Source organism: Promicromonospora kroppenstedtii DSM 19349 (assembly GCF_000515355.1).
GTDB classification, from domain to species: Bacteria; Actinomycetota; Actinomycetes; order Actinomycetales; family Cellulomonadaceae; genus Promicromonospora; species Promicromonospora kroppenstedtii.
This window is the reverse complement of sequence record NZ_KI911744.1, coordinates 65,252-85,819: the sequence shown is the minus strand read 5'-3', so window position 1 is coordinate 85,819 and position 20,568 is coordinate 65,252. Positions and strand designations below refer to the sequence as shown.

The 20,568-nt window shown below is 67.3% G+C and carries 17 protein-coding genes and 1 pseudogene; 6 read left to right on the top strand and 12 right to left on the bottom strand.

What is annotated here, in order from left to right; all coding sequences use genetic code 11:
* Together PROKR_RS24555 and PROKR_RS24550 are read left to right on the top strand one after the other, a co-directional pair.
* Positions 1-581 (top strand): TrmH family RNA methyltransferase (locus tag PROKR_RS24555; protein ID WP_169736551.1); only part of this gene is annotated, 581 nt, incomplete at its 5' end.
* Positions 582-620: 39 nt separating this feature from the next.
* The gene (locus PROKR_RS24550) at positions 621-2,747 is read left to right on the top strand and encodes a hypothetical protein (protein WP_036968902.1); all 2,127 of its coding nucleotides are present in this window, start codon (positions 621-623) and stop codon (positions 2,745-2,747) included.
* A gap of 690 nt (positions 2,748-3,437) precedes the next feature.
* Here PROKR_RS24550 and PROKR_RS24545 read toward each other — a convergent pair.
* The 9 genes from PROKR_RS24545 to PROKR_RS24500 all read right to left on the bottom strand — a co-directional run bounded on the left by PROKR_RS24545 (position 3,438) and on the right by PROKR_RS24500 (position 16,171).
* Complete coding sequence (locus tag PROKR_RS24545) at positions 3,438-7,604, bottom strand: NACHT domain-containing protein (RefSeq protein ID WP_036968899.1); 4,167 nt, start codon at positions 7,602-7,604, stop codon at positions 3,438-3,440.
* Positions 7,605-7,808: 204 nt separating this feature from the next.
* The gene (locus tag PROKR_RS24540) at positions 7,809-8,909 is read right to left on the bottom strand and encodes an XRE family transcriptional regulator (RefSeq protein ID WP_211240230.1); all 1,101 of its coding nucleotides are present in this window, start codon (positions 8,907-8,909) and stop codon (positions 7,809-7,811) included.
* Between the two features lie 43 nt (positions 8,910-8,952).
* On the bottom strand, positions 8,953-9,711 hold the full coding sequence (locus PROKR_RS24535; protein WP_036968895.1) for a hypothetical protein: 759 nt from the start codon (positions 9,709-9,711) through the stop codon (positions 8,953-8,955).
* A gap of 427 nt (positions 9,712-10,138) precedes the next feature.
* Positions 10,139-10,993, bottom strand: a complete 855-nt coding sequence (locus PROKR_RS31015; RefSeq protein ID WP_051433324.1) for a DUF6183 family protein — start codon at positions 10,991-10,993, stop codon at positions 10,139-10,141.
* Positions 10,994-11,611: 618 nt separating this feature from the next.
* Complete coding sequence (locus PROKR_RS24520; RefSeq protein WP_084800665.1) at positions 11,612-12,376, bottom strand: TetR/AcrR family transcriptional regulator; 765 nt, start codon at positions 12,374-12,376, stop codon at positions 11,612-11,614.
* Positions 12,373-13,113, bottom strand: coding sequence for an SDR family NAD(P)-dependent oxidoreductase (locus tag PROKR_RS24515; RefSeq protein WP_084800664.1), 741 nt, complete (start codon positions 13,111-13,113; stop codon positions 12,373-12,375). The genes PROKR_RS24520 and PROKR_RS24515 overlap by 4 nt, the downstream gene beginning before the upstream one ends.
* Before the next feature lie 69 nt (positions 13,114-13,182).
* A complete protein-coding gene (locus tag PROKR_RS24510) occupies positions 13,183-14,124 on the bottom strand; it encodes an alpha/beta hydrolase (RefSeq protein WP_036968886.1) in 942 nt (313 codons plus the stop codon).
* Between the two features lie 173 nt (positions 14,125-14,297).
* Positions 14,298-15,146 carry an SDR family NAD(P)-dependent oxidoreductase gene (locus PROKR_RS24505; protein ID WP_036968883.1) on the bottom strand — a complete coding sequence of 283 codons (849 nt, stop codon included), beginning with the start codon at positions 15,144-15,146 and terminating at the stop codon, positions 14,298-14,300.
* Positions 15,143-16,171, bottom strand: coding sequence for an aldo/keto reductase family protein (locus PROKR_RS24500; protein ID WP_051433323.1), 1,029 nt, complete (start codon positions 16,169-16,171; stop codon positions 15,143-15,145). The genes PROKR_RS24505 and PROKR_RS24500 overlap by 4 nt, the downstream gene beginning before the upstream one ends.
* 107 nt (positions 16,172-16,278) lie before the next feature.
* On the opposite strand from PROKR_RS24500, the gene PROKR_RS24495 reads away from it, so the two are divergent.
* The 3 genes from PROKR_RS24495 to PROKR_RS24485 all read left to right on the top strand — a co-directional run bounded on the left by PROKR_RS24495 (position 16,279) and on the right by PROKR_RS24485 (position 18,141).
* The gene (locus PROKR_RS24495) at positions 16,279-16,914 is read left to right on the top strand and encodes a TetR/AcrR family transcriptional regulator (RefSeq protein WP_157602634.1); all 636 of its coding nucleotides are present in this window, start codon (positions 16,279-16,281) and stop codon (positions 16,912-16,914) included.
* 195 nt (positions 16,915-17,109) lie between these two features.
* Complete coding sequence (locus PROKR_RS24490; protein WP_036968880.1) at positions 17,110-17,529, top strand: hypothetical protein; 420 nt, start codon at positions 17,110-17,112, stop codon at positions 17,527-17,529.
* 270 nt (positions 17,530-17,799) lie between these two features.
* Positions 17,800-18,141 (top strand): hypothetical protein, encoded by a 342-nt coding sequence (locus tag PROKR_RS24485; RefSeq protein ID WP_157602631.1) that lies wholly within the window; start codon positions 17,800-17,802, stop codon positions 18,139-18,141.
* 34 nt (positions 18,142-18,175) lie between these two features.
* Here the strand turns inward: PROKR_RS24485 and PROKR_RS24480 are convergent, their stop codons facing one another.
* The 3 genes from PROKR_RS24480 to PROKR_RS24470 form a co-directional block, all read right to left on the bottom strand.
* Positions 18,176-18,583: a hypothetical protein gene (locus tag PROKR_RS24480; RefSeq protein ID WP_036968873.1), complete on the bottom strand. Its 408-nt coding sequence runs from the start codon at positions 18,581-18,583 to the stop codon at positions 18,176-18,178.
* Between the two features lie 529 nt (positions 18,584-19,112).
* A complete protein-coding gene (locus tag PROKR_RS24475) occupies positions 19,113-19,478 on the bottom strand; it encodes a hypothetical protein (RefSeq protein WP_036968870.1) in 366 nt (121 codons plus the stop codon).
* Between the two features lie 190 nt (positions 19,479-19,668).
* Entirely contained in the window at positions 19,669-20,307 is a 639-nt protein-coding gene (locus tag PROKR_RS24470; protein WP_036968867.1) for a TetR/AcrR family transcriptional regulator, read from the bottom strand.
* A 52-nt stretch (positions 20,308-20,359) separates the two neighbouring features.
* Here PROKR_RS24470 and PROKR_RS36105 point away from each other — a divergent pair.
* Positions 20,360-20,568 (top strand): annotated as a pseudogene (locus PROKR_RS36105) (NAD(P)-dependent alcohol dehydrogenase); the annotation flags it as partial.

The following is a 20,568-nucleotide window of genomic DNA, read 5'->3' as shown; positions in this document are numbered from 1 at the left end:
GCGGCGGGGCCGGGGCCCGCCGCGTGGCGGTGCTGGAGGACGTCGTCGACCACACCAACGTGGGTGGTTCCAAAACGCGCGCACCGGAGCCGCAGGTCAGCGCCGCAACGGAGGCGCGGCGGGTCGTGATCCTCGAAGATATTGTGGACCATACAAATATTGGTGCCGCGATGAGGGCGTGTGCGGCTCTCGGGGTCGATGCGGTGCTGCTCACTCCGAGCTGTGCGGATCCGCTGTATCGGCGGGCCGTGCGGGTTTCTATGGGGACGGTCTTCCAGGTCCCGTGGACGCGGATCGATCCCTGGCCGAGTGGCATCCGGACCTTGCATGAGCATGGTTTCAAGGTCGCGGCGCTCGCTCTCGAGGATGACTCGATCACGCTGGACGAGCTGGTGGCTGACCCGCCCGACAAGCTCGCGCTGGTCCTCGGTACCGAGGGCGATGGCCTGAAGCCCCGGACGATCGCGGAGTGCGACATGACTGTCCGGATCCCGATGTCCGGGGGAGTGGATTCACTGAACGTGGCCTCGGCCGTGGCGGTTGCTGCGTGGGCGACGCGGGTGCCGGACAGCGATAGCTGAACGGCTACCGTGACCATCGTCGGCGGATAGGCTCGCGCAGTGCTCGAGGAAATGGACGCGATCAACTGGGAAGGTTTGGGCGGCGCCTACGGGCCCGCGGGCGACGCGGCCGAGATCTTGCGAGGTCTTGCTTCACCCGACAAGGGGGCCGCGGGTGAGGCGCTCGATGAGTTCTTCTCCTCGATCTGGCACCAGGGAACGGTCTATCCCGTGACCGCGGTCGCGGTGCCATTCATCGTGGAACTGGCCGCGGGTCGTGCTGTTCACCACCGGGATGCTCTGTGCTTCGCACTGGGCGGGTTCGGAGATCCGAACATGAGCGACGGCAGCGCTCTGCCCGCGGTCCAGGAGGCATTGCGGGCCCACTCGGACTCGCTCCTGCCGCTGCTGGAGGACCCCGAAGAGGCGGTCCGTGAGGCTGCCACCTACGCGGTCGCCCGCTCGGGTGGCGGTGACAAAGTTGCGTCGGCTCTGGCCGCACGGCGGGACGTAGAGGACGCCCCGCAGGTCCAGGCGGGCCTTGTGTTGAGCCTGTGCGCAATCGATCCTGCTGTCGGCCTCCCCGTGGCCGAGGCTGCATTGAAAGATCCGTTCCCGGTTCCGCTGGCTGCGGCCCATGCGCTTCTCGATGCCGGGCGCGCGGTGCCTGGCGAGGCGCTGGAACGCCTCGCTGCCGCGATCAAGCGGGAAGCGGAGTGGAGCGGCGCCTGGACGGAGTCCTTCACGCGGTTCGATGGTGTGATCGAACGGCTCGACGCTGTTGTTGCGCGGACTGTTGTCACGATGATGGGGACTGGCTCTGCGCATAGTCGTGTCCGTCAGGCGGAGAACCTTGCCCGCCGCTCGCGTGCTAGCCGGTCGGCCGCGCGGGAGTCCGTTGGGTACCTCCGCGAGCTTCTGGCTGACGACGATGCCGGCGTCGTGGCGGCTGCTGTCGCGGCAGCTGCTGATGCTGGTCATGCGGCGTCGAGCCTGTCGCCGGAACTGGCGCGCCTGGCGCTCGGTGACGTCTCTGACCACCGCGGTCCTGCGAATATGGCGATTGCCGTCCTGGCTCGGCTCCGGGACGACCGCGTCATTCCAGCGCTGACCGCTGCATGGGATCGCGGCCAGTCGCCGGACGCGCTGCGGCTGCTCGGCGACAACGTCCCGTCCTTCGACCCCGACTCCCTGACCGTCATTCGAGACCGACTGGCGACCGTGCTCGATGCCTCGGCGAGCGAGCGCGACCGGTGGGCGACTCCCACAGGGTGGCCGGACGGTCCTGCTCCGCTCATCGCAGTCCTCAGGGACTGGGGGCCGGCTGCGGCACCCGCCCTCGATGTCCTCGTCGACGCGTTCCCCGTGGCTCCGTACGCCGTTCCCATGGCGCTGGCTGCGATCGGCCCGGCGGCCCGTGACGCAGAGGCCGCGCTCCGGACGGCGGCGGCCGGCGATGGGCTTCCCGCGCTGCGGGCTGCCCACGCCCTACGCCAGCTGTGTCAGGATCCGGCGCCGCTCGTTGCGGTGGCCGCGGGGCTTCTGGACAGCGGTCATCGGCTTACCGACTGGGATCTGAACTTGGTCGCCGAGGCCGGGCCCGACGCGGCGTCGCTGGTCCGGAGCCTGCGCGCATACCTGACGGGACGCGCTGCCGAGACCTACCCGGACCGTGAGCTCCAGGTCGCCGCTGCTCGCGTGGTCTGGCGAGCAGTGGGGGACATCGATGCGGTGGCCCCAACTCTGGACGCGGTGCTGCTAGCGGGGGAGAGGCCTGCGGCCCGAGCGTCTGAGTTGTTGGCGGAGCTTCCGCCTGAACTCCTCGGACCGTTTGTCCCAGTGCTGCGCGGTCTCGCGGAACGCACTGAGCCGCTCCACGGCGCTGCGCGGGTTCCGTCGGCCCGCGCGCTCTGGCGTGCCGGCGCTGAAACGGCGGGTCTTCTTCCGCTGCTCCTTGAGGAGATCGCGGGCCCGTGGGGCAGCTTCGATGGCGCAGACCTGCTCGCTGAGATGGGCGACGCCGACGCCGTTCCCGGACTGCTCGCGCTTTCGGAGCAGGACGCTCGCATCGTCACCTCCGGCAGCTGGGACAGCCTCGTCTGGGAGGACGACTCCCTGCGTCGGAGACTCCTCGATGCGATCACCACGCTACAAATCATGAGCCGGAGCACGGGCAACCGAGGGTGAACGTGGTCCCTCCGACGTCCAGCACGCCGCACCGGCTAGGTGGCTTGATCTTGGTAGCCAGCTCATCAGTGCAGATCGAGCAGTAGAACGGAAACTCGCCCTGCTTCGAGTTCGATTGCGGGCCAGTGCATCTCCTTTGTCGGCAGGCGACACATCCCGTCGTCGCATCGGGAATAACCTCGAGGTGCCGGGCGTTGTGTGCGTGGTTGCAGTACGCACACCCGGGTCGTGTAATTCGGGGTGGGTCTGTACGGGCGGTGTGTTTACAGCAATAATTGAACAGTGATCGTTGGTTGAGCTAGCCAGCGGTGGTGGGTTCGAAACCCTCACCCTGATAGGGACGCTCGCGGCCGTCATCCCCTTTGCCTTTGCCCACATGTTGAGCGAAGCCCGGGCGCGAAAGCGCTCAGCAAGGAGGAAGAATATGACAGGTGAAACCTCATCAAGGTTGCAGCAAATCCGCCGATTCCTAGGTAGTTTCTCGCAGTCCATGCTGGTAACGATCTGGACAGTAGGCACGGGGGCTCTGGCGAGTCCGCTGGCATCCTGAGTCAACGATCACTGACGACAATGCCCTCCGGCGAACCGGAGGGCATTGTTTGTTTGTACGGATCGTGTACGTCCAGAAGCCGAGCTCGGCCAGACTCTCGACCGGAGCATCCGATCAAACTCGGGCAGGACAATGCGCCGCTATCTGGAGGTCGGCCGTTTAAGGGATAAGTCCAGGACGCGGACAGAGATCACACGGCCCTGGGCGCGCTGCTTCTCTGCCTCGGCCTCCAAGGCCGTGCGCACCTTCGTGACGCTGCCTTGGCGTGCCGCCTTGCTGCGTCGGCCGTCCGCGGTTGCCCAGGATTCTTGGTCGAACCAAGCGACGACGTAAAGCCCATGATCGGTCTGGAAGTCGGCCATGTACCGCTGAACGAGCTGTGTCTCGAGCGACTCGATGAGCCCAGGGTTCCAGACGCCCTTGACCTCCCCCGGAATGCGCAGCGTCCCTGGCGACCCTATGGCGCCCGAGTCTGGCCGCACCGCCTCTACCCGCAGATCAGTCCGCTCAGCCAGGCCGCTCTGCCCGCGACGGCGCACCCGCACCTCTCGGTTGACCACTACGCCGACGCCGTTGAGGTGCTGTTCTAGTTCGTTGGCGAGGTAGTCGGAGATCTCTTCCTCTCTTTTCGGCCGCTTCGAGTGTGTGTCCCAGAGGAGAAATGCTGACGGCGTATCAGCCTGGAGGCGCGCTTCGATCTCGTCCAACGCGTGGAGCGTCGCGGCGAGCAGATCGGCGTCCGAGCGCACTACGCGCGTCCGGCGGCTCTGGGCGAGCTGGTCGATCTCGTCCAGTGTGAGCGGCTCCCAGCTTCGTTCGCGCAATGCGTGCTTGGCATCGACCAGGAAACGTGCCATCCATGGCTCGTCAGGCCGAGCCAGTGCAATCCGCTCGATAGCCGCTACAGCGTCACGCGTACCGTGTCGTGACAGGGCGGTGAGGAGGGCATCCCGCCAGTGAGCGAGAGACTCACGTGGTCGGACCCGGTCAGTGTCCTCGGAGGCAGTGTCTTGGGCGCGTGGGAAGCGTTCGCACAGCCAGAGATACAGATCGGCCAGGGCTTGTGGCGCAAGGTCCGGAGTACGTCGGTCGAAGGCCTGGGCGAACTGCAGAGAGACCGCTTCCATGAAGGGTGCGTCGTTCTTCATCAGGGCACCGAGTGCCGCCCACGACCTCGTTGCATCATTGCGGAGTAGGCGGCATGCGGCGTCCTTCCCCAGCTCCGGGTCTTCGATCCGTTCAGCGTCGCCAAGGCGTGAGTGCAGCACGGGAGCGACAAGGTCCAGGTGTCGTTCGACGAGGAAGTCCAGGATGCCCGCCCGCGTGTCGGGGGCCATGGGACGTGTGAGTCGTTCGAGGAGTTCGCGCGCTAGGACCTCGGTGGAAAGGACCTTGAGTTCGGTCCTGAGGAACACGTGCGCCTCATCGGCGATCGCCTTGTCGACCAGCACCAGGATGGTCTGGCGCAGTTCGTCCTCCGCATGCGGGCGCGCCAGCGTGAGCAAGCGTTGCTTGTCGTCATGGCTTGCTCCGTTGTTCGTGGCGATCCAGGCGATCAGGATCGGAGCCCAGTTACGCCAGGCCTCGGGCGAGACCGCGTTCAGCGCCGGCGGGTCTAGCTTCAACAGTAGAGCCAGCGCCTGATATCCGGCCCGCGCGGGGCGGTAGTCGATGTTCCGGGCGAGCCACTGGTCGGGCTGGCATTCACCGGTCTCCACATAGATGCGCGCGGCGGTCACGAAGTCGGCCTTCACAGCGTCCGGGAGCGTCCCCCACCGCGGGTGAAGCGTCAGGTCCGGCTGGAACTCGTCCATGTCTCTTCGTATACCGGGCATGACCGCCAGGTGAGCTGCTCGCCAGAAGGCGGAGGCGTCTCCGTCAACGGCCTTGCCGATCTCCTCAGCGATGCGCGGATTGACCCAATCGTCTGAGCGCTCTTCCTTGCGTCGCCGCGAGATCTCAAGGCGTCGTCGGGCGCGTTCTTGCGACTTCTGCCGGGCCTCGACGGCTGCTTCGGAATCGAGCTCGACCACTGATCGCCAGTCGCGGAACAGTTCCGCGGCCGCGTGATCCTCGGGAAGCTCCAGGATGATGCTGCTGTGCGCGGCCAGTTGGGGTTTGAGGAGTTCCCTGGCGGCACGCCCGGCATTCTCCCGGAGGGTGCCGTCGGCCGCGGTGTAGACGTCGATGAGCCACTCAAGGTCCTCGTCGTACACGAGTGCAGTCCCAAGGGCGGGCTGCTCGTCGACGATCCACCAGACCTGCTCCTCGGACACTGTCTCAAGGAGCAGTCGAGTCACTGCGTGCCGTGTGTCAGTGTCCGGGTCGATCTCGTCACCGTTAAGCCCCGGTTCTCCAAAGAGCGGCTGGGAGTCAGCCAGGCTCTTGAGCGCCATAGCCACGATGACCTCTCGTGCCGACTTGTCATCGAGATGCGCAAGGCAGAGCTTGAGGACTGCGCGGACGAGCTTGGCCAGCCGAAAGTCATCCATGCGGGAGAGATCGGCCAGAAACCACCTGCATGCTGGTCTCAGGTCGGACGCCCGGAGTCCCTTTGCGAAACGGTCCACGAAGACGGAGTACAGGCCGTAGTAGCTGCGCGGGTACGACGGTGACAGCACTGAGAAGACTTCCTCGGTCGACACGGCGTGTGGCCAGGACGCCAGCAGCGCCGCCGCCTCCAACTCTTGAGTACCCACGGCAGTATCCACGGCGACAGGCCCGGTTGAAGCACCGATGAGCGGCGTCAGGGCATGGCTCGGCGCCGCGGCCGACAGGCCATGAATTGCCATTGCTGCCGACGCCCGTACGTGCGGGTCCGCCTTGTTGTTGAGCGCGAGAGTGGTGAGGTCCGGTACTGAATCCATGAGTGAGCAACTTCTGGCGATGCGGACCGCGACCCGGCAGGCCTCTCCTTGCGGGGTTTGCAGGGCGGGTCGCAATTGCTCTGCCAGCCCGGAGTGCTGCAAGCCGGAGTAGTCCACGTCGTAGTCGTCGAAGAGTTCCCCGGACTGCGCGTCGTGGAGCAGGGCGCTGACAACCTCAGAGCGGAGCTGATCTTCGGGCAGGTCGACGCTCGCGAGGAATGCAGCCGGGTCGCTCTGAATGAGATGTCGGAACCTTGCAGAGTCGAGAGCGACGAGCCAGGCTGCCACCTGCCGCGCGCGTGTGTAGATGCGCCCGTCATTCGCCACCAGGAGCGACGTCACCTGCTCGTTGTCGAGGCTTTGATGCAGGACCCACCTGGCGCTGAGATAGTCCGCGAAGGTGGCGTGCGACCAGCCGAGACGGCCTTCGCCTGCGCCAGTGAAGATCCCCGAGCGCAACGTCGCGTGCACGTCGTCCGAGGAGATTCCCTGTCCGTCGCGCCCGGGCGGTCCGACGCACTGGTCGACGCTCAGATCGTCCGGTGGGGCGGTCGCGACAGAGCCTCGCCACACGGTTGGTCGACCCCCGAACAGAGACAGCGCGGCGATGCGTTCGGCGGCACGCATCCGACCGGCGACACCACCCGGTGGCGCGATCGCTTGCTGGCGCTGCGGGTTCATCTCGTCGAGCAAGGCCGTCAAACCGTGCTCGTATAGCTCCCGAGCGTTGCCGGGCAACGATCCGTGTTGGCTGATCGAGGACTGGATGAGTTTCAGCGTCAAGGGACGTGCCGCGAGCGGGACGATGCGGGCCTGTTCTACTGCTGCCAGGATCTCTTCCGCGTCCAGCTCCGCAGCTCGCATTAAGTCGGCTGCGTCGGAGCGTCGCAGGGGCAGCAACTCGTGGATATTGACCTCGGAGAAGTTGTTCTCCAGGACGGTCCGCATTCTCTGGGGCCAGTCAGCGGTGCGGCAGGCGACGCGAAGGAAGAGGCGATCGCAGTCCCACCTCATTAGAAATTCGTCGAGCAGCTGGTCCAACGTCTCGACCCGGTTCTTGGCCTCGTCGAAACTGTCCAGCGTTAGGCACAGCGAATGGTTTCCCGCTTGCCACGTCCGAATCTGCTCGCTCTGAAACACCTCGCGGACCAACCGATCTTCACTGCCGTAGCGGCCCAGATCGACGTGCAGTCCTTCGATACCCTCCGCTTGCGGTGCCACAGTCCTTCCCGCAGCGAGCGTGCTCGTCTTGCCCATGCCTGGTTCCCCGAGCAGGACGACGCACTGGCGTTCTGCCAATTCCCCTGTACTGACGGCCGCAGCGTTTGCCCGGAACAAGCCTTCATCGGTGGGATCGTCTAGCCAGCCGGCAGGGGTGAGCGTGTAGGTCCCGTCTTCCGGTAGCCAGAAGCGTTCAAGGTCTACGTGGTTCAGAGTCATCGCTCACCAACTTCATGGAAGGAGCCGACGACGACCTGCTGTGCCGCCCCGGTGTGTTCGGAGACTGGATTCCGCGGAACGATGACTGGAGGGTCAGGAACGGCGGTCCCGTTTCCTGGTGTGGGCTGGCTGCGCCGCGGCGGGCGCAGCCGGTCCCGTCGGTCGGTGTCGTAGTCCTTGTGAGTGACACCGATCGTCCGAGGTTTACGTCGGTACGAGCCGTAGCGCCGGTCGCTCGTCTGCTTCTCCCAGAAGCTTGCGGACCGTCGCTGCCGGCCATGCGAGCTCTTGGGCAAGGGACGCTACGGTCACTCCGTTGGCGTCCGCGAGCTCGACGGCTTCGCGTAACAGGCAGGGTGTCTCGCCGGGAAACTGGCCGACCGGTTGTGGCGCGAAGGCCCCTTCGTTCTGCAGCTGGTTGAGCATGATGTAGGCGCGTCGCGCGGTGGAGTCCGACAGCAGGCCGACCTCGCGGCTCCGGTATATCAGGGACTTGATCGAGACGCCCCACTCGTCGCTGAGCTGGCTCCATCGCTGGAAGTCGACGCGGCGGGGTAGGCGGTCGCGGATGACCAGGCCCGGCGTGAGGAACTCGGCGGCGAACCGATCTGCCTCGCGCTCGAGCTGAGGGTCGCCGCCGACCTGGTCGGCGTGGAGGACCAGGTGTCCGAGCTCGTGGGCGGCCGTGAACCTGTGCCGGAGCACGTCGTCGGCCCGGTCGGGAGCGAGCACGATGATGGGCCGAGACAGGGCGACCGTCGAGAAGGCGTCGATGCGTCGCACCTCGGCATCGGCCAGCGGTGCGAAGACCACAGCGATCCCGTGGTTCTCGATGATCCGAACGACGTGCGCGACAGGTCCTGAACCTAGTCCCCACGCCTTGCGCAGGGCGCGCGCAGCCGCGTTCGGGTCTTCGGGGAAGGCCCCTGGCTCGATCTCACCACCAACGAAACCGGGAAGGGCGACTGGAGGGAACCGGACGTGCCGCTCGATCGCGTTCACCAGCTCCCAGACCTGCTCGGCGTAGGAGACCGCCTTCGCACGCTGCTTCGCCGTGGTCGACCGCAGACTGCGGAAGTAGGTGTCCGCCGTCTCCAGCCGCGCCATCGGGCGACCGGCCGCGAAGAACTGGCGCGGCACGCCGAGCTCGGTAGCCATGCGCACGATCAGGTCTGGGCGCGGCGGCGTCGCTCCTGACTCGAACTGCCCGACGGCGGTAGCTGATACCCCGAGGGAGTCCGCCAGGCTCTGCTTGGTTCGCAGGGCGAGCTGTCGCGCTTGCCGTAGCCGGTAGCCGTCGAACACTTGAGCAATCTGACGGTCAGTGAGGCGGCTCTCTGCCGGGCTGTCATTCACCGCCGCCCCCGGTGGCGGACTGGTTCTGGTCCTGGTCACCTTCCGTATCGGTGCGCAGCGAGATCGGGCTCTCGGGCAGCGGCGCCTGGTCGAACCTGCCGCCGACACCGGGGTCGCTGACGAGGGCAAGTCCGGTGATCGAGTTGTCGAGAAGGGACTGAGGCAGTTCCTCGAGGTGGGTCCAGTCGAGGTACCCCAGAGTGTCGGGGGCGGCCTCTCCGTAATACACGTGCTGGAGGCCCCCACGAGCCGAGACAGCGCAGGCGACAGTCATGACCCGTTCTGCCGAACCGAAGGAGCCGTCACGCACCACGCGCACACGGCCAGCGTCGAACTCCTGACCCAGGTCCAGGTGCCCCTGGACGGCCTCCGGCTCACGCCCATTGAGGGCGTACACGCGGGCGCGGTACTCGGACACGTCGATCCGGATCTTGTCACCGCCGTGCGGGCTGCTCGAGTACCGCACAGGGAAGACCAGCGTCCCGCGGAAGACGATCAGTGGGAAGCGGGAGTCCTTCGGGTGGACCTGCTCGTGGCCCGGCAGAAAGTTCATGTGTGTGGCGACCTGGTGGCCAAGGATCCGCCAGAGCGCGCCGTAGGCCTCGTTGGACTCCAGCTTGCTGCCGGCCTTGGCGTCCAGGGCGTACTCCTGCGACGCACGTGCCGCCTCCGCCAGGGCGACCCTGACCTGGTGCGCGTGCTCGCCGAACCGCTCGACCATCCACCGTGACGCTTCGGGCAACTCGTGCATGTGCACTCCAGGGCTTGAGAAGGTTGCACGAATAGTAGCAGTAGCACTTCAGATTCATGCCAGAAACGGTCATTGAACTGGTGGCCGCTCGGCCGGGCGCTCCCGTTCAGGAGGTGGGAGCCAGTCCGGAACGCCGCAGCGCCAGCAGCGACCACTGGGCCCGCGAGGCATCGCGGTCAACCCCGGGCGGAGGGCTACGACCACTGCGAGAGATCGCCCAGGCCGTCTCGCACTCCACCACGGGCAGTGGTCCAACCGTCAGCCTTGGCGGGGTGTGACGCGGAGCGTGTCGCCCTTGGACGGGGCGGTCGCGACGACGCCACTCAACGGACGTCGAGTCGACGCGTCCACCTGGGCGAGCCTGGTTATGCGGGTGGTGGCCTCCGATCGCTGCGGCGAGGGTCACCGAGCCGTCGTGGTGTCTGGGTCAGTCGGTGTCGGTCGCGGCGATGACGGCGACACGTTCCGGTTCGGGGCCGACGCAAGCCAGCGTGACGTCGGAGAGCCACCACACGTCCCAGAACCAGGCGCTGGTGATGTCCAGGGCGAACCATCGGCAGGCGCGGGCCAGGGTCGCGACGTCGTTGGGGGTTGCCGCGGTAGGCGCTGCGGTGAGCGCGGCGATCGCCTGCCAGGCGTGCAGCCTCCCATGGGCGCCGCCTTGACGGGGCCCGTAGAAGCTGGAGCCGCTGCCAGCTTGGTAGAGCCTGGTCCAGACCTGCCGGAGAGTGACCGGGATCGCCCGGAGCGTGCGGGCGTCACCGCCGGCGAGGAACGCGGGTGCGGCGTGGGCGAGCAGGTCGCGCAGGTCGTCGTCGCGCACTGGATCGGCCGCGAGGTATTCGTGTGCGTCGATCTTGCCGTTCGAGTGCTCAGCCCAGTGCGTGAACGGTAGCCCTGCGCGGGTGGCGAAGTCCTCGGTTGTCGTCTCGACGATTTCGAGGTTCCTGCCAGCGGCGCCAACGGACTTGTTGGCGAGTAGTCCCTCCCACTCCTCATCGAACGCGACGGCCCGTGGGTCGGGCTTCTCGAAGTCGGTGAGCTCGATGGGGAGCCATCCCAGCCCGTGGTGACGCCAGTGGCCCAGACGCGCCCACCGTCCGACGACGGGGTGGTTGAGGACGTCGTGCCCGGCCAGGGCAAGTTCGTGGACGACCATCGCGCGCAGCTCGTCACTGTGTCCGATGGCGCCGCCACCGTAGAAGACCGTGCCCAGTGCCTCCGGGGACGTATCGCGGGCCAGGGATGCGGCCTGCTTCTGGAGCGCCGTACGGTCGGTCATGTCAGCGGAGTGTGCCGGTCACCGTGCCGGTCACAGAGTGCGGCGGCTGACCGGCGCAGGGGCGGGAGTCGCTCCGCGTCTGGTGCGTTCATCTGGCCATCATGCTGTCAGAAGGCGCGCTCGTAGTACGCACCTTCGATGCGTTGGGTTCGCCCCGTGGGTACCTGTTGACGTTCGTGGCAGTCTCAACGGTCCGTACTGGCAGGGTACGTCCTGGGGTCGGCGTCATGCCGGACGCCGGTCTGCTCCTTGAGGAGATAGTCCAAGACGTGTGAGCCGAGATCCGTAGCCTTCCAGCGTGTTGCCAGGTCTCGCATCTTGAACTCGGCCCGCGGGGGCCGGGCCGACTTTGAGTCGGCAGCGCTGCGGACGTCCTTCTCGTACTGCTCGAGCACCTTCTTGATGTCTTGCTCAGCTACGGCTAATCCGTGTCGTTGCAGGGTCCCAAGCAAGCTCGGTACTGAACCGTGAAATCCAGGTCGAGCGTTGTCGAGGTCGTGCTCCGTCCAGTCCTGATCGCTGAGTCACGAGCATGGTGCGAAACCTGACGTAGCGCTGGACAGGGGGGACGCGCTCGACCCGGTGCCCGCCGGCTAAACGTGATCGAGGTAAGCCCCTTCAGGGGCGGCTCAGCCTGGCCATTGCCTCGTAGAGCTGCTGGTTGGTCAGTGGTGGCTCGTCGAGCGTGTTCTCGTCGCGGTAGCGGAAGGACTCGAGCATCAGCAGGAGCTGTCGGCGCCACGCGCGAGGTGCGATGTCGTTGGTGGCTTCGATGATCCGGCTGTTTGCCCAGGTCACCGCGATGAGGTCCCCGATGGTGAGATCGGGGCGGGCGAGCTTGGCGTCCTGTGCCCGGGCCAGGATGCGTTCCATCGCGTCGCAGACCTGGTCGTGCATCGCTTCGGTCTCCTTGCTGGCGGGAAACCGCATCGAGACGAAGTCGTTGAAGCCGCGGTCGCCGGCCTGCATGCCGCACAGGGTCTCCAGGTAGGAGCTCAGCCCGGCCCAGGGGTCGTCGGATGCCAGCGCGACATCGGTGGCGTCCATGAAGGTGCGGAACTTGTCCTCGAACGCCGCGAGGAGCAGGTCGACCCGTCGGGGGAAGTGCCGGTACAGGGTTCCGATCGCGATGCCCGCGTTCTTGGCGATGTGCTCCAGCGACGCGTCGATGCCGCGTTCGGCGAATGCCGCACGCGCTGCCTCGATGATCCGTTCCCGGTTGAGCGCCGCATCGCGGCGAAGACGCGGAGCGGTAGAGGTGGCGCGGTCGTGCTCTGTTTCTCCCACACGGTCAGCGTACAAGATGAGGCACTCCTCACTATGGTCGCGGGGGAGCAGGCCCGCCGGGTGCGTTGTCCCTCGCCCGGCGAGCCCGGCAGTCATACGGCCGTGCGGCCGCCGTTGACGTCGAGCATCGCGCCGGTCACGAAGCGGGCCTCGTCGCTGGCGAGGAACGTGATGGCTGCGGCGATGTCGTCGGGATGAGCGACGAAGCCCAGCGGTGCCTGTGCCGCGAGCTGCTCCAGCGCTTCGCCGAGTCCTTCTTCGGCCCCGGGGGTGCGGGTCGGTCCGGGGCTGACGGAGTTGACGCGGACACCGGCGGGGCCGAACTCGGCCGCCCAGCTCTTGGTCAGGAGATCAAGCGCGGCCTTGCTCGCCCCGTACACCGCCAGCCCAGGAAGGGCCAGGCCGGCGGCGAGAGTGGACACATTGACGATCGCGCCGCCGCCGCGTGCGGCCATCGCGGGCGCGATGTTCGCGACCAGGTAGAACGGGGCCTTCAGATTGGTGGCCATCACCGCGTCGAACGTCGACTCCTCGGTGCCCGCGGTCGGCCCGCCTGACCCCATGCCGGCGTTGTTCACCAGGATGTCGAGGCTCCCCCCTGCGGCTTCCGTGGCCTCGTTGGCCAGATCGGCGGCCGACTGGGCGTCACGAAGTTCGGCCCGGATGAACTGAGCCTCTCCTCCCTCGTCGCGAATCTGCTCGACGATGGCCGCGCCGCGCCGCGCGTCGCGGCCCGAGATGACGACTCGGGCGCCCCTGCGGGCGAGCATCAGCGCGGTGGCGCGGCCGATGCCGCTGGTCGAGCCGGTGATGAGGGCGGTCTTGGACTTCATGCGGTCTCCTTGGTTGAGCCCGTCGAGCGGACGGCGCTGGACGTGATGCGTGCGGCGGTGCGGCTGTGGCTACAGCTGCTCAAGGAACGCGATCCGGTTGGCGAAGGCGTCACGGGCCAGGCGTGAGTCCGGCGCGAACTGGTCGAAGCCGTGGAAGGCCCCGGGGTAGACCGAGAGTCGCACCGGCACGCCGTGCTCCATGAGTCGTGCCGCGTAGGCGAGCGTCTCGGCACGGAAGAGGTCGAGCTGGCCGACTTCGAGGTAGGCCGGCGGCAGGTCGTGCAGCGATTCCACGCGTGCGGGCGGGGCGAGGGCCGGTGCGTCGCTGCTGCCGTACGCCTCGCCGAGGGAGGCCTGCCAGCCGGTGACGTTGTCAGCGACCGACCAGGTCAGGAACGGTTCGGCGTCCGTGGCGGCCGCCGCGGTGCGGTCGTCGAGCATCGGGTAGACCAAGATCTGCGCCGCCACCGGACCGATCCCACGATCGCGGCACGCGACCGCACTCGCAGCTGCCAGGCCGCCGCCGGCCGAGTCGCCCATGATCGCGACCGGTGCCCCTGGCAGATGCTCGGCGAGATGATCGATCGCCCACCCCACTGCGGTGACACAGTCCTCGACGGCAGCGGAGAACTGGGCTTCGGGCGCAAGGCGGTATCCGACGGCCACGACCGCGACACCGGCCTGCGACGCGTACTGACGGCAGACGTGGTCGTACCCGTCGAGGCTGCCGGCGATCAGGCCACCGCCGTGGACGTAGACGACCAGCGCACTCGGCGTCGTCGTCGGCTTGTACAGGCGCAGGGGGACCGGGTGCCCGTCGGGCGAGGTCGCGGTGAGGTCGACCGTCTCCACGGTGCCGTCCCCCTGTGCGGCGGCGGCCGCCAGCCCTGCGTAGAGCGCGTCGATGTTCTCCCGCCGGGTCTTCCAGTCGCCCGCAGGTGGCGGCACCGGTGGTGCGGCTGCCGCGAGTGCGCTGACGGCTGCGAGCAGTTCGTTGTCGATGCTGGGCACGGTGACTTCTCCCTGTTCCTGTGAGGCGTGCCTTAGCCAGATGGCATAAGTGGAGGCAGGCCTCATGTTTGAACGCTAGCACAACATGAGGCATGCCTCCGGATCGGCCTGCTGCGGGTCCCGGGGGTCATCCCGCCCGGGTCGAGATCGAGGGCGAGGCTGCCCGTTCGGCGCTACTCCGGAACGGCGTCGCCCTGCGCGAGCTGCGAGATGTGGTCCCACTTCTCCAGCTCGTCGATCCTGCGGTCGTACTCGGCGCGCAGGGTCTTGATGCCGTTGCTGCCGAACAGCACGCGCAGCGGCGGGTTGGGTGCGTCGGCGATCGCGAGCAGCGCGTCGGCGGTCGCCGCCGGGTCGCCGGTGACGAACGGGCTGTCCTGCATGCCGGCCATGAGTGCCGCGCGCACGCCGTCGTACACCGGCATCGGCTTCACCGCCGGGGCGCTGGTTCCGAGGTCGGTGGCGAAGGTCAGTGGCTCGACGAGCGTGACGTGGATGCCGTGTCCGGCGACCTCGCCCGCGAGGGCCTGGCTCATCGCCTCCAGGGCCCACTTGGAGGAGTGGTACAGGCCCATGGTCGGGTACGCGACCAGGCCGCCGTAGGACGAGACCTGGATGATGCGGCCGTTGCCGCGTGCGCGCATGCCCGGCAGTACTGCCCTGGACGTCCAGAGCGGGCCGAAGAAGTTCACGTCGTACTGGGCCCTGGCCTGTTCCGGGCTGACCTCTTCCACGGCTCCCATGAGCGCGTGGCCGGCGTTGTTCACGAGCACGTCGATGCCGCCGAACCGTTCTTCGGCGGTCCGGACGGCCTGGTCGACGGCCGCGGCGTCGGATACGTCGAGCTGCAGCGGCAACGCGCGGTCACCGTAGGTCTCGACCAGGTGGTCGAGGGTGGAGATGCTGCGTGACGTCGCAGCGACTCGGTCACCGCGGTCGAGCGCGGCCTTGACCCAGTGCGCCCCCAGGCCCCGTGAGGCGCCGGTGACGAACCAGGTGATGGGCTGATGTGCTGAAGTCATCGTTGTGTTCCTTGTGTCGAAGGTTGGGTGAGGGGTGGCTGCGGCAGGGCGGCGGAGACGGGCGGCCACGCCGGCCTGGTGATCTGGGCCGCGTCCTCGATCGCGGCGAGGACGATGGCCGGAAGCGGCCCCTCCGCCACCGCGGCGAGGTTGTGGCGGAGGTGGCGCAGGGACGATGCGCCGAGGATGATGCCGTCCCCGAGCTCGCCGGTCAGCGCCGAGTGGTGGACGAGCCAGCGCAGGGCGGCGTCCGTCGTGGAGACCCCATGGGATCGGCAGGCTTCTGCGACGTCGGCCAGCGCGGACAGGTAGGTCTCGTTCCAGTACCGGTCGCGGTACTCCCGTCCTTGCCGGTGCTGCTTGTCGAACCGCGACCCGTCCTGTACCTGGTTCTCCTGCCCGAATCCAGGGGCGAATGCTCCGCCCGCGAGGGGGTTGTAGGCGTGGAACCGGAGGCCCCGCTCCCGCAGTACCGGCAGAAGGCCTGTCTCCGCGGTGCGGCTGATCGCGTTGTAGAGGCCCTGGTAGACGGTCGGCCTCATGAAGGAGTGTCGTTGTGCGACCTCGTCGTACTCGGTGACGTCGTCCGCGCTCATGTTGCTCAGGCCCAGCTCGTCGAAGAGCCCCTCGTCGTGCAGTTCTTGGGCCCCGCGCAGAGTCGCCTCGATCGGCGTCCGAGGGTCGCGCACGTTGAGATACAGGATCTGGGCCTTGTCGGTCTGTAACCGGCTCAGGCTTGCCCGCATGCTCGCGGCCAGCGCGTCAGGTTCGTGACCGTGCGGCGTGACGAGGGGGTCGAACCGGACGGCCAACCCGAACCGGCCGGCGGCGGCAAGGTCCCCGAGCATCTGCTCGCAGGTGCCGTCACCGTAGACGTAGCACGTGTCCAGCTCGTGGTGCCCGTGTGCCGCCAGCTCGTCGAGCAGGCCACGCACCTCTTCCCGGTCCGTGATGCGAACCCCGCGGCCGTGGTACCCGAACGTCATCGTGCCCAGGACGATCCGCGAGACCGGCGAGTGTTCCATGCCCGTTCCTCCGCTCTATCGATTAACGGAGATGTGTCTCCGTTTAAGTTCAGGATAACCTAGACGGAGATGCTTCTCCGTTTCTGGGCCGACCTAAGGGAGCGCGTGTGCGCCGAGATGCTGCGCGGAACCGTCAAGCGCTGATCGATGCCGCGCTCCAGGTGTTCAACGAGCACGGCCTGGCGCCGACGCTCGACGATGTTGCCCGGGCGGCTGGAGTGGGTGTCGCGACCGCCTATCGCCACTTCTCGAACAAGACAGAGCTAGCGTTCGCCGCACTGGAAGCATCGGTGGAGTCGATGCTCCAGGCCGCCGAGCGCGCCGCCAGATCACCGGATGGATGGACCGGCCTGGCCGAGTTCTTCGACGCCACGGTCAGGCCGCAAGCGTCTCAGCAGGCACTCCGTGACCTGCTGGCCTCCGATCCGGCATCCCCGCCTATGGCCCAGGTGCACCAGCGCATCGAGGACTGCCTGCGCACTCTCTTGGATCGAGCGCAGGAGCAGGGGAGCGTCCGCCGGGACGTGACGGTCTCCGACGTCGCGGTCCTGGCAACTCTCCTGGGCGAGGCGGTGCGGCTGTTCGGACCGGTCGCCCCCGAGAGCTGGAGACGGTTCGCGCCGCTCTTGCTCGACGGGCTTCGCCCAGGCGCGACCACTCAGATGGTCACGGCACCGCTGAGCAAGGAACAGTTCATCTCCGGGATCGCGCACCAGGCCCGGAGCGCGGCCCTGCGACGCTGAGGCCGCCGCTTGCTGGCGCGCAATGCGCACGGAGCGAGAATTTGATGACGGCCCGCGGGGCGCGTCGCTTCACTGGTCGAGCCTGTTAAGACCGAGGTTCCGACAAGCTCGGCCTGTAGCTGCTCGGCCAATGCCCGGGCGCTCGAACGGTATCGAGGGACGGTTTCGTTGCCACAAGACCGATACACGGCGAAAGTGCTCGCTATGGCCCCAGGCGCATCGCCCGACTCTCAGCGCACACTGGGCGACAGCCTGCTCGAAGGCATCGCGTCGGTCCTGGTAGTGATCGGTGTCGGCGTCCTTTTCGGCAACAAGCTTTCGGCGTACGCATGCTTCTTCGGCAGCTGTTCGACGCCTACGACGGAGAACGTCGTCACCTACTGGGTAACCACGTCGATCATGGCGGTCCTGGTCATACTCACGCTTCGCTCCGCGCGAGCACGGGGATCCTCGCCAGCCTTCACATGGCATGTCATCGTCGGGCTCTTGGCGTCCGCCGCATTCGTGCTCTTCTCGGTGCCGCTGATCGACGTGGATGGCGTGGTCGATGTCATCAACTCACCGCTGCCACCGCCGCCGACAGGTTGTTTCGGCGACAACTGCACCGGAGGCTGACCGTGCCTCACATCCGAAGAGGCAGAGAGAAACCGATGAGCATCGCCGTCACTCCCTTTGCAGTCTCGCTGATCGACGAGGTGATCAAGCTGATCGATCAGGGCGAGCCGTTCATCAAGTCGTGAACCGCGTCGGACTAGTGGGCGCACGCCCCGCTGTTCTCGTCCACGTGCCCGGTGGCGCACATCGACGGAATCCTTGCTGGCGCCAGCGCCGTGATGGCCAACCCGCAGTCTCGCTGATGACCTCGGAGTCGCACGCGGCACCGTCGTGGAGGCTTACACCCAGCCGGCAGCGGAAGGCCGGCTAGTCAGCGTGGCAGGTTCCGGCACCCGTGTGGGGGAGTACGTCGACCGCGACTCGGCCAGCGCCTGCCAGGCGTGCGTCAACCGCGTGTCAGAGGAAGGGCGGAACGATGTAGATGATCTCGACTGCTTCGTAGGTCGCGGCGACGACGAGGAGGCCGATGACCAGAGGATAGAGACGCAGGGTGTCCTTCAGGCCGGACCGGTATCCGTCGCGTCGCGTCAGGAGGCCGAAGCTGCGGGGCTGAAGGGCATTGCGACCGTGGATCCAGGTGGCGAACGCCGTGATGAGGAAGGCCTGCCCTGAGCCGGTAACGAGGATCCTGGCGAGGAGATTTGGACTACATCGTACGCACAGCTCTACCTAGGATTCTCAGGAGGCCAAGGGCTGACTCCACGAAGTCCTTGGCCGCTCCAGTGCTAACCCCGATACCAACAGAATGGGCGGCAACATTACGAAGCCACTGCATAGATGACACGCTTCTGGTGGACTCATAGTCCGCGGCGATGCGGTCGCTCTTCGGAGTAAAAGTGGGCAGCAGACCGGACGCGTCAGGCGCGGTGAGTGCCTGCTGGAGGGCAGCAGCCTCGTCGGGTTCGATCGCGTCCCACTGCGTGTAGACGAGCGAGGCGAAGCTGAGGACTTCAATGGCGTCCGCGTAGAGCGAGGCGGACTTCACGAGCGCCGTCTCACGCACGAAGTCGACCACCTCGCCGGCGCCAAATGTCGTGATCACAGCGATCCGCATACTGGCTCCTCCCACTGGGGTCTGGTCCCGCGAAGTCTGCCAGCCGTGATTGATCCTGGCCATGAAGGGCGTGGTGGCGGCGGCTGTTCTCAGGAGTGTCCCGCGATAGCACGCTCGACACGGTCGAAGTTGCTGGACTTCCTAGGGTTCCCGACATCGCCCTCGGGGTCGGTGTCCAGCGGGACGACTTCACCGTCGCGGCGCAGCCCCCATGCCACCAGTGGTACGCGGATCTCGGCGTCGTCGTCTTTGTAGACAGCGACCCATCCGTCTGCGGGGATGATCCACGATGCGCTTGTCGTCGTTGTTCTCGTCCGGCGTCTCGGTCATGGTCGGCCCGCTATCCGACCCGCCGTCTCCGGTCGGTGGTCCTGTGTTCGCGGGCTTGGGATCGCTGGAGGAGGTCGTGGGGGACGTCGGTGGGGTGATCGTGTGCGGGGCCGGACGCGCGAGGTGGCGGATCGGGGTGCCCGGATGCCCATGGGGTCATCCGGGCACTCGCACCCGCCGGCTTGAGCGCGGGATCTGTTCAGTCCTGGTAGTAGGTCACCTCGGTGCGCACGGTGGCGCCGTGCACGCGATGCAGCCGACGCAGTTCCCAGATCGCGATGAGGACGCCGATCAGCGGCACCGGTACGGTCAACAGGTACCGGCCGAGCTCGCCGCCGCCAGAGAACGTGAAATAGGTCGGCGCGAGGTCGCCGGACTCGGTGAAGCCGAGATCGAAGATCTCGAAACCGAGGAGGCCGAAGGCGAGGTAGGTGCCGAAGACGCCGATGGCGATGAGCGCGCGCATCGTCGGGTGCCCGTCGATGGCTCGGAAGTAGTTGGTGGCGATCGATCCGGAACCCGAGAGCACGATCCAGCCCATGTAGAAGAGCAGTCCGATCAACATCCCCTGCAACACGCAGGCCGCTATCCCCAGCGGGAGCAGTGCCAGGCCGGCCAGGGTCTTCAGCGGCCACCAGTTCTCGGGGAGGAGGAAGCTCGTGAGGGCAGCCGCGCGAGGGCGTCGACCAGCGCTCCGCCCGGTTGTGTGGTGCGCGATTCTAGGCGGCGGGGTGCCCCGCAGGCGGCCGCCGCCGTCACGGCAGCCTGATCTCCAGCGCCGCCGGGGCAGCCGCGAGCGATGCCCGGAGCAGCGCGCACAGCTCGGCACGGGTCGCAGTCGTCCCGGCATCGGGCGCCGACTGCCAGGTGTCGACGGCGGCCCGGTGACCGGCGACCGCGACGGCGCACACGATGCGCGCCGAGAGGTCTGCCCCGGACGAACCGGACAGCCGCGCCACGATCGCGTCCACCACCTGCTGCGTGAAACGTTCGCACACCAGCATGCCTGCGGCGTCGATCACCGGGTTGGTGCCGCTCAGGCGGGCGCTCAGCACCGCGAGGCGCTCCCACCCGGGTGGCATCCGTTCGATCACGTCGACGAGCGCGGCGGCCAGGACCTCGAGCAGCGGCCCGCTGCGCGCGAGCGCCGCGTCGAGGTCTGCGATCAGGGTGCGCCAGACGTCGTTCAGCGGGGTCAGGGCGAGGTCTTCCTTGCCGTCGAAGTAACGGAAGAAGCTGCGCTTGGACACCTCGGCCTGGTCGCAGAGCCAGTCGACGGTCACCGCGTCGTACCCTCGCTCGGCGAAGGCCGGCAGCGCGACCTCCACGAGCCTCTGCCGACTGCGCGCGATGCGCCTGCTGCGGAGCGTGCCGGTCGCAGGCTGTGTGGTCATCCGGCCACCCTAGCAAACTGGCACCGAGTAGCACTTGGCATACAGTAGCGAAATGCTCGCATGGACGGTAGACCACTCGTCACCCAGCCACCTCAGCCTGCGCGAGGTGCCCGACCCGGTACCCGGACCGCACGACGCGGTCATCCAGGTACGGGCTTTCGCGCCGAATCACGGCGACCTCGAGGGCCTGCCGAGCCTGCCCGAGGGCGTCGTACCCGGCTGGGACGCCGCGGGCGTCGTCGTGGCCGAGGCGCCCGACGG

Excerpts from the sequence above, each read along its gene's own strand:
- PROKR_RS24505 (WP_036968883.1), bottom strand. The coding sequence starts at position 15,146 with ATGACTTCAGCACATCAGCCCATCACCTGGTTCGTCACCGGCGCCTCA.
- PROKR_RS24475 (WP_036968870.1), bottom strand. The coding sequence starts at position 19,478 with ATGTTGATCGGACTGCTCTTCTACATGGGCTGGATCGTGCTCTCGGGT.
- PROKR_RS24480 (WP_036968873.1), bottom strand. The coding sequence starts at position 18,583 with ATGCGGATCGCTGTGATCACGACATTTGGCGCCGGCGAGGTGGTCGAC.
- PROKR_RS24535 (WP_036968895.1), bottom strand. The coding sequence starts at position 9,711 with ATGCACGAGTTGCCCGAAGCGTCACGGTGGATGGTCGAGCGGTTCGGC.
- PROKR_RS24500 (WP_051433323.1), bottom strand. The coding sequence starts at position 16,171 with ATGGAACACTCGCCGGTCTCGCGGATCGTCCTGGGCACGATGACGTTC.
- PROKR_RS31015 (WP_051433324.1), bottom strand. The coding sequence starts at position 10,993 with ATGACCGACCGTACGGCGCTCCAGAAGCAGGCCGCATCCCTGGCCCGC.
- PROKR_RS24545 (WP_036968899.1), bottom strand. The coding sequence starts at position 7,604 with ATGACTCTGAACCACGTAGACCTTGAACGCTTCTGGCTACCGGAAGAC.
- PROKR_RS24470 (WP_036968867.1), bottom strand. The coding sequence starts at position 20,307 with ATGACCACACAGCCTGCGACCGGCACGCTCCGCAGCAGGCGCATCGCG.
- PROKR_RS24515 (WP_084800664.1), bottom strand. The coding sequence starts at position 13,113 with ATGAAGTCCAAGACCGCCCTCATCACCGGCTCGACCAGCGGCATCGGC.
- PROKR_RS24520 (WP_084800665.1), bottom strand. The coding sequence starts at position 12,376 with ATGACTGCCGGGCTCGCCGGGCGAGGGACAACGCACCCGGCGGGCCTG.